We start from the raw sequence: 6393 nt of genomic DNA on the forward strand, positions 1-6393 counted from the left end.
TTTACTTCTCCAAAAGACTATGAATATACGCAGTCAAATTATCTTGCCAAGGTTTTGGAGTAAAACCAGTTGCCTCAAGCTTCGACAAATCTAACATGCAGAAACGTGGTCGCATCGCTCCACCTGTCGATTTAGCGTATTCCTCGACTGAATTGCGGTCGATTAAAGAGCTATCAGCACCCACGCAATCGAAAATGCTCACAGCAATGTCGTACCACGAAGCACTGTCGCCGGCTCCTGTTAAGTTATACGTTCCGTATTCTGCATTGCTGTCTAATAGATGGAAGATGCCATTAGTAAGTTCACTGGCAAAAGTTAAACGACCGAATTGATCGGACGGTGCTTGAGCGCTTGTTACACCGTTTGTTTTTGCTTCACTCGCTAGCTTTACCATACGGGATACAAAGTTCTTGCCTTCGCCCACCACCCAGCTTGAACGAACAATATAATGACGAGGAACATTAGCAACGATTACATCCGCGGCAGCCTTAGTTTGTCCGTACACGCTCAGAGGAGCAAATGCTTCTGTTTCCTTATGCTCTTCAGTTATGCCATCGAACACATAGTCGCTAGAGATATGCACAAGAGTAATCTTATGCTCTGTGGCCACTTTGGCTAGGTTTGCCACACCGACTACGTTAGCCTGCCAGGCTGCTTTACGTCCTTCAGACGTTTCTGCTTTATCTACTGCTGTGAAAGCAGCTGCGTTAATAATAGTGCCGTATAAATCCCAGTCATAATTCTTATATGCTTCCGAATCAGCAATATCAAAGGTATCTGCATCCGCAAACTCGAATCCAACGAGTTCTTTTTCTTCAACATACTTAGATATTGCCCTACCGAGCTGGCCATGAGCCCCCAAAACGAGTGTACGCTTAGGAGCCATCGGAATAACATCCTGAAGCATTGGGTGATTCAAATCTGCTGCAGAGCGCTCCGTTTCTTCCAACGGAATCGGCCATTGAATGTTCAACTGTGGATCTGCGAGATTTACAAATGTATATGTCTTTTTTTGCTCCATACTCCAGTGAGCATTCACCAAGTATGTATAGGCAGTTCCATCGACCAATGTTTGGAAGGAATTACCTACTCCACGAGGCACAAAAATAGCTTTAGACGGATCTAAACGAGTCGTAAAAACCTCACCAAAGGTTTTTCCTGGACGCAAATCAACCCATGCACCAAAAACCTCGCCAGTAGCAATGGAGATGTATTTATCCCATGGTTCGGCGTGAATACCTCGAGTTACGCCACGCATGGTATTAAAACTAATATTATTTTGTACTGGGCCGAAATCCGGAAGACCAATATCCATCATTTTAGCCCGTTGCCAATTTTCTTTAAACCAGCCACGATTATCACCGTGTACAGGTAAATCGAAAACAACCAAACCTGGAATATTAGTCTGTGTAGCTTTCAGCTCTTTCGAAAATTCTAATACCATGCGTAATTCCCCTAGACTTTACTGGCCCTGCTGCTTGTAACGAACTTCGGTGGCTTCTTTTGTCTTTTCCCACCACTGAGGGTTATCAATATACCACTGAATCGTCTGTTCAAGTCCTGCAGCGAAATCAGTATGTTGAGGCACCCATCCCAATTCCATTTGAAGCTTTGTGGAGTCAATAGCGTAGCGACGGTCGTGACCTGGTCGATCTTTTACATGATCGAAGTCATTTTCATCTTTGCCCATAGCTTTAAGAATTTCACGGAGAACCGTAATATTGTTCTTCTCACCGTTGGCACCAATAAGATAGGTTTCGCCAATACGTCCCTTGGTAAGGATGGTCCATACACCAGAAGAATGGTCTTCTGTATGGATCCAGTCGCGAACGTTCAATCCGTCGCCGTAAAGCTTTGGACGTACTCCCGTAAGAATATTAGTAATCTGACGAGGAATAAACTTTTCTACATGCTGGTATGGCCCATAATTATTCGAGCAGTTAGAAATCGTTGCGCGCACACCAAAAGTACGGTGCCAAGCACGGACTAATAAATCGGAGCTGGCCTTAGTAGAAGAGTATGGTGAGGACGGATGATACGGAGTTTCTTCGGTGAACTTAGCAGGATCATCCAGCGCAAGATCTCCATATACCTCATCTGTTGATACATGATGGTAGCGCACATTATATTTACGTGCTACTTCAAGGAGGCGGTAGGTACCTTCCACATTGGTTTTGAGGAATGGTTCAGGATCTGCAATAGAATTATCGTTATGCGATTCTGCAGCATAGTGAACAATAGCATCCACATCTGGCACAATCTTATCCAACAACTCCTCATCGCAAATATTACCATGTACGAAAGTAACGCGCTCTTCCGGCAGACCGGCAATATTCTCGATATTACCAGCATAAGTAAGAGCGTCTAGCACAGTTACATGCACATCTGGGTGATTATTTACAACGTAATGTACAAAGTTAGATCCAATAAAGCCAGCGCCGCCGGTCACAATAATATTTTTTGGTTCAAACAGTTCATTCATAATCTCTATCCTAACCGATTATTTATAAGTTTGCTCGCATCACTTCAAAAGCTTCATCTGGTTTACCATCGAAAATTTGATTCGATTTGGAAATGACTACGCATCGGTCAGCTAAAGCTTTTATTTGGTCTTCGCTATGAGAGACCAAAACCATTGTTTGCCCTCTCTGCTGTTGCTCCTTTAACCTTCTGATGCATTTATCTTGAAAAGCTTCATCTCCTACAGCCAGGATTTCGTCAATCAGGAATACGTCTGGATCTGAATGTACAGCGACCGCAAAAGCTAGACGAAGGAACATACCAGACGAATAGAATTTCACCTCTGTATCCATAAAAGGTTCAATTTCACTGAAAGCGACAATATCATCGTATTTTTCGTCGATTTCTTCTTTAGACATTCCCAAAATTGCACCATTGAGGTACACGTTTTCGCGTCCTGTTAAATCAGGAGAGAATCCAGCACCAACTTCAATGAGACCAGCGATTGAGCCGCGAACGTACACATCTCCCTCATCTGGTTGCATTACACCGGACATAAGCTTAAGTAAAGTCGATTTTCCTGAACCATTAACACCAATGAGACCGACTGTTTCTCCGCGTCGGATATCGAAATTTACCTGATTTAAAGCTGTAAACACTTCATCAGTTCGTTTCTGGGAACGAGGAGTAAATGCTTTTACCACGGCTTCCTTGAGCGACTTATTTCCACGGAAACGGAAACGCTTAGAAACGTTTAACACTCGAACAGCTACATCATCTGGAAGCATTTTTTCTGCCACAACTATATCTCCTAGTTCTAGAGTTCCTGCGCAAAATTGCCTTCGAGCTTGCGGAATGTCATCTCGCCGATAACGAGCATAATAAAAGAAACAATCAAGCTTGCTACAAGGCTCACTCCCCACCCGTGTGCGAAGGTGAAGCTTCCGTCGGTCGATCCCCACCAGAAACCACGATGGAACGCTTCTACAGAAATAGCTATCGGATTAGAAATATATATTTGAAAAGCCCAGCCAGGAACTTGATCTGCAACCTGGTGCCATGTATAAAAACTTGGAGCAAGCCACATGGCCACCATGGAAATCAAATCGGTAATATTCTGAGCATCTCTAAAGAACACATTAATTGCCCCGAAAAAGAGACCGAGACCAAAAGCGAACATGGTTAACGAGACGAAAGCGATTAAGGCAACAACTAAACCGGCCACATCTGCTTTCCAACCGAGCAAGATTGAGCCAACTACCAAGACCAACCACTGCGGAAAGAAATGCACTAGAGATACACGCAACGATGCTAGTGGGAAAAGTTCACGGGGCATGTAAATTTTCTTAATTAAACCGGCGTTCGATACCACGCTCATCGTGGTGCTCATAAAGGCTTCGGTAAAGAAATTGGTAACAATAATACCCGCAAACAAATATACAGGATAATTTTGTATTCCTCCACCACGGCCCATACCGAGAAATATTCCTACAGCGACGTAGAAAACAATAAACTGAGTAAGAGGCTTTACATAAGTCCACACCATACCCAGCCACGATCCGCGATAACGTACTCGCACTTCCTTCTGAACCAGCAAATCGAGCAAATAACGATATTGGATAAAATCAAATATTCCGTTACTTTGCCCTGGCTTAGAAACTTTTTGAGAGGTCTGAGCCACGAGGAACCTTTCTGTAGATTATGCCTAAAACACAAGATCACTCCGATAAGTCTAGCTCATGGTACCTATAGCACTGGTACACTTAGAAATTATGACAAAGAAAATTTTGGTTACAGGTGCAGGTGGATATATCGGTCGACATGTAGTCTCCGCGCTCTTAGATGCAGGACACGATGTTATTGCAGCAGATATTCACACTGAAGGTATTGACAATCGTGCAATAAAGGTTCAATTTAATCTGTTTGAACCACACGATAATTTATTCAAAGAACTAGGCTCACCAGATGTATGTCTGCATATGGCGTGGCGTGATGGTTTCAAGCATGACTCCGATGCTCATATGGATGATCTCTCCAGCCATTATACTTTTATTGAAAATCTTCTGGATGCTGGTGTGAATCAGATTGCTGTAATGGGATCGATGCACGAGGTAGGATATTGGGAAGGCGCGATTGATGAAAACACCCCTTGCGCGCCAGCTTCGATGTACGGTATTGCTAAGAATGCTTTGCGTGAGGCTACAAAACGTTTAGCAGCACGCTACGATGCTACTTTCCAATGGATCCGCGCATACTATATTGTCGGTGATGATGCGCGAGGTAACTCCATTTTCTCCAAGCTATACAATGCTGCGCAAGAAGGGAAGAAAACTTTCCCATTCACAACGGGGAAGAACAAATATGACTTTATCAATGTCGATGAGTTAGCGCATCAAATTGCTGCCACCGTGGGACAAACAGAAGTTGATGGAGTAATTAACTGCTGCACTGGAGAACCACTCAGCCTAGCCGAAAGAGTTGAACAGTACATTCGAGATAATAACCTGAATATTTCTCTTGACTATGGCGCTTTCCCGGATCGTCCATACGATTCCCCTGGTGTCTGGGGAGATGCCACAAAGATTCGCAGTATACTCGGAGAATAACACATATTATTGTGCCTCGCTGAAAAACGAAACAGCGAGGCACAATAATATTTACTCAAATACCTTTCGTATCCCTAGAACCACATATTTCTCTACATAGAAGAGAACTACAGATGTTACCGCAATAATCGCACAATCAAGGAAGAATAAGCCATACAGCTTTGTTTGCTGCCACTGCGCATAATCCGCGAAATGGCCAAACATAAGAACAATGATTACGTGGTGTGTAAGGAAAATAGCATAGGAATATTTAGATACCCAATTAACTGACCACTGGATAACCCTCCATGGCTTATTCCCAATAAGCTGACAAATCCACACCATCATAAGGAAGAAAGAAACGCCAACAATCGTGACTGCTAAATTCCCAGAGAGGAATTCTTTCCATTGCTGGAGAATAAGAAGTACTATAGATCCTGCGCCTACAACGTGAGGAACTTTCTTAATATATCGAACAAAATACATACCGAAGACAAGTTCTGGAAGTCGTGTGGTGAGCAACAAATCTTGCGGTAGTTGTAGAATCGTACGTCCACTTAAAAGTGTTACGACATATAGAACTCCTACCACAACTGCGGCGATTAATGGATACTTCTTAACCCCAATACGTAACAGGGGGAATACTGCGTAGAAGATAAGAATAAACCCTAAGAACCACTCGCCTAACATGTAGAAAGTGGAAACATGCATATTCGCGACGTATCCATCTACCCCGAAGACAGTGAAAACGAGTTGCCATGGCCTGCTACCAAAAAGCCATCCCGAGCGCAGTACATAGAATGTAGCAGCTACGATATAGGCAATCCAGAACATCGGATAAATTGTTAATGCTCTTCTTGCGTAGAACGACTTCAGATTCAGTTTTTCTTTGTCGCCTTGCGTATACATGAGAGCGGCACCAGAAATAATCAAAAATAGTGATACTCCCAGCCCGCCTATGTATATGCCAAACGGTGAGTTAGCAAACAAAGGTCTGTTTATAATAAACGGATTATTAAAGTGCGTAATTACAATTAATATTGCTGCAAAAGCACGGACGGCGTCTAAATAGAAGAGACGAGGGCGCGTTGATGTTATTGTCTGTGCCATTTATTTTTCTCTACCGCTCTCAACTCTGCCACGTTTCCACGTGCCTTTTAATAACCTATTAATAGTTCTGATGATGTATATTCTCTCCGCCCACGAGGAGAAAGCATTACGAAGGTGTCTGCCTAAAGACTGTCCCCTGTATACTTTTTGAGTAATCTGGATCAGTCCTGGGCCAAGCCAATTTGGTCCCGCCGCTTTAATCATCTCGCGTACTTCGTATTCGAGGTTTGTTATTTCT

The 6393-nt window shown here is 43.3% G+C and carries 7 protein-coding genes; 1 reads left to right on the top strand and 6 read right to left on the bottom strand.

The window, feature by feature from the left end:
- Position 1 precedes the first annotated feature (1 nt).
- Genes HMPREF2909_RS02675 through HMPREF2909_RS02690 form a run of 4 tightly spaced genes read right to left on the bottom strand, consistent with a single transcriptional unit; the run spans position 2 to position 4141 of the window.
- The gene (locus HMPREF2909_RS02675; protein WP_071415128.1) at positions 2 to 1444 is read right to left on the bottom strand and encodes a sugar nucleotide-binding protein; all 1443 of its coding nucleotides are present in this window, start codon (positions 1442 to 1444) and stop codon (positions 2 to 4) included.
- A gap of 18 nt (positions 1445 to 1462) precedes the next feature.
- Complete coding sequence (gene rfbB / locus HMPREF2909_RS02680) at positions 1463 to 2482, bottom strand: dTDP-glucose 4,6-dehydratase (protein WP_071415129.1); 1020 nt, start codon at positions 2480 to 2482, stop codon at positions 1463 to 1465.
- Between the two features lie 22 nt (positions 2483 to 2504).
- Positions 2505 to 3248 (bottom strand): ABC transporter ATP-binding protein, encoded by a 744-nt coding sequence (locus HMPREF2909_RS02685; protein ID WP_071415957.1) that lies wholly within the window; start codon positions 3246 to 3248, stop codon positions 2505 to 2507.
- Between the two features lie 29 nt (positions 3249 to 3277).
- Positions 3278 to 4141, bottom strand: a complete 864-nt coding sequence (locus HMPREF2909_RS02690) for an ABC transporter permease (RefSeq protein ID WP_071415130.1) — start codon at positions 4139 to 4141, stop codon at positions 3278 to 3280.
- Between the two features lie 91 nt (positions 4142 to 4232).
- Between HMPREF2909_RS02690 and HMPREF2909_RS02695 the strand changes: the two genes are divergently transcribed.
- The gene (locus HMPREF2909_RS02695) at positions 4233 to 5066 is read left to right on the top strand and encodes an NAD-dependent epimerase/dehydratase family protein (protein WP_071415131.1); all 834 of its coding nucleotides are present in this window, start codon (positions 4233 to 4235) and stop codon (positions 5064 to 5066) included.
- Positions 5067 to 5117: 51 nt separating this feature from the next.
- Here the strand turns inward: HMPREF2909_RS02695 and HMPREF2909_RS02700 are convergent, their stop codons facing one another.
- Together HMPREF2909_RS02700 and HMPREF2909_RS09290 are read right to left on the bottom strand one after the other, a co-directional pair.
- Positions 5118 to 6155 (bottom strand): acyltransferase family protein, encoded by a 1038-nt coding sequence (locus HMPREF2909_RS02700; protein WP_071415132.1) that lies wholly within the window; start codon positions 6153 to 6155, stop codon positions 5118 to 5120.
- On the bottom strand, positions 6156 to 6393 hold a 238-nt coding region (locus HMPREF2909_RS09290), incomplete at its 5' end, for a hypothetical protein (RefSeq protein ID WP_210387854.1).

Origin of the sequence: Alloscardovia sp. HMSC034E08 (assembly GCF_001813415.1) — a bacterium.
Taxonomy (GTDB): domain Bacteria; phylum Actinomycetota; class Actinomycetes; order Actinomycetales; family Bifidobacteriaceae; genus Alloscardovia; species Alloscardovia omnicolens.

Coding starts and splice junctions, on each gene's coding strand:
- HMPREF2909_RS02675 (WP_071415128.1), bottom strand. CDS start 1,444: ATGGTATTAGAATTTTCGAAAGAGCTGAAAGCTACACAGACTAATATT.
- rfbB (WP_071415129.1), bottom strand. CDS start 2,482: ATGAATGAACTGTTTGAACCAAAAAATATTATTGTGACCGGCGGCGCT.
- HMPREF2909_RS02685 (WP_071415957.1), bottom strand. CDS start 3,248: ATGCTTCCAGATGATGTAGCTGTTCGAGTGTTAAACGTTTCTAAGCGT.
- HMPREF2909_RS02695 (WP_071415131.1), top strand. CDS start 4,233: ATGACAAAGAAAATTTTGGTTACAGGTGCAGGTGGATATATCGGTCGA.
- HMPREF2909_RS02700 (WP_071415132.1), bottom strand. CDS start 6,155: ATGGCACAGACAATAACATCAACGCGCCCTCGTCTCTTCTATTTAGAC.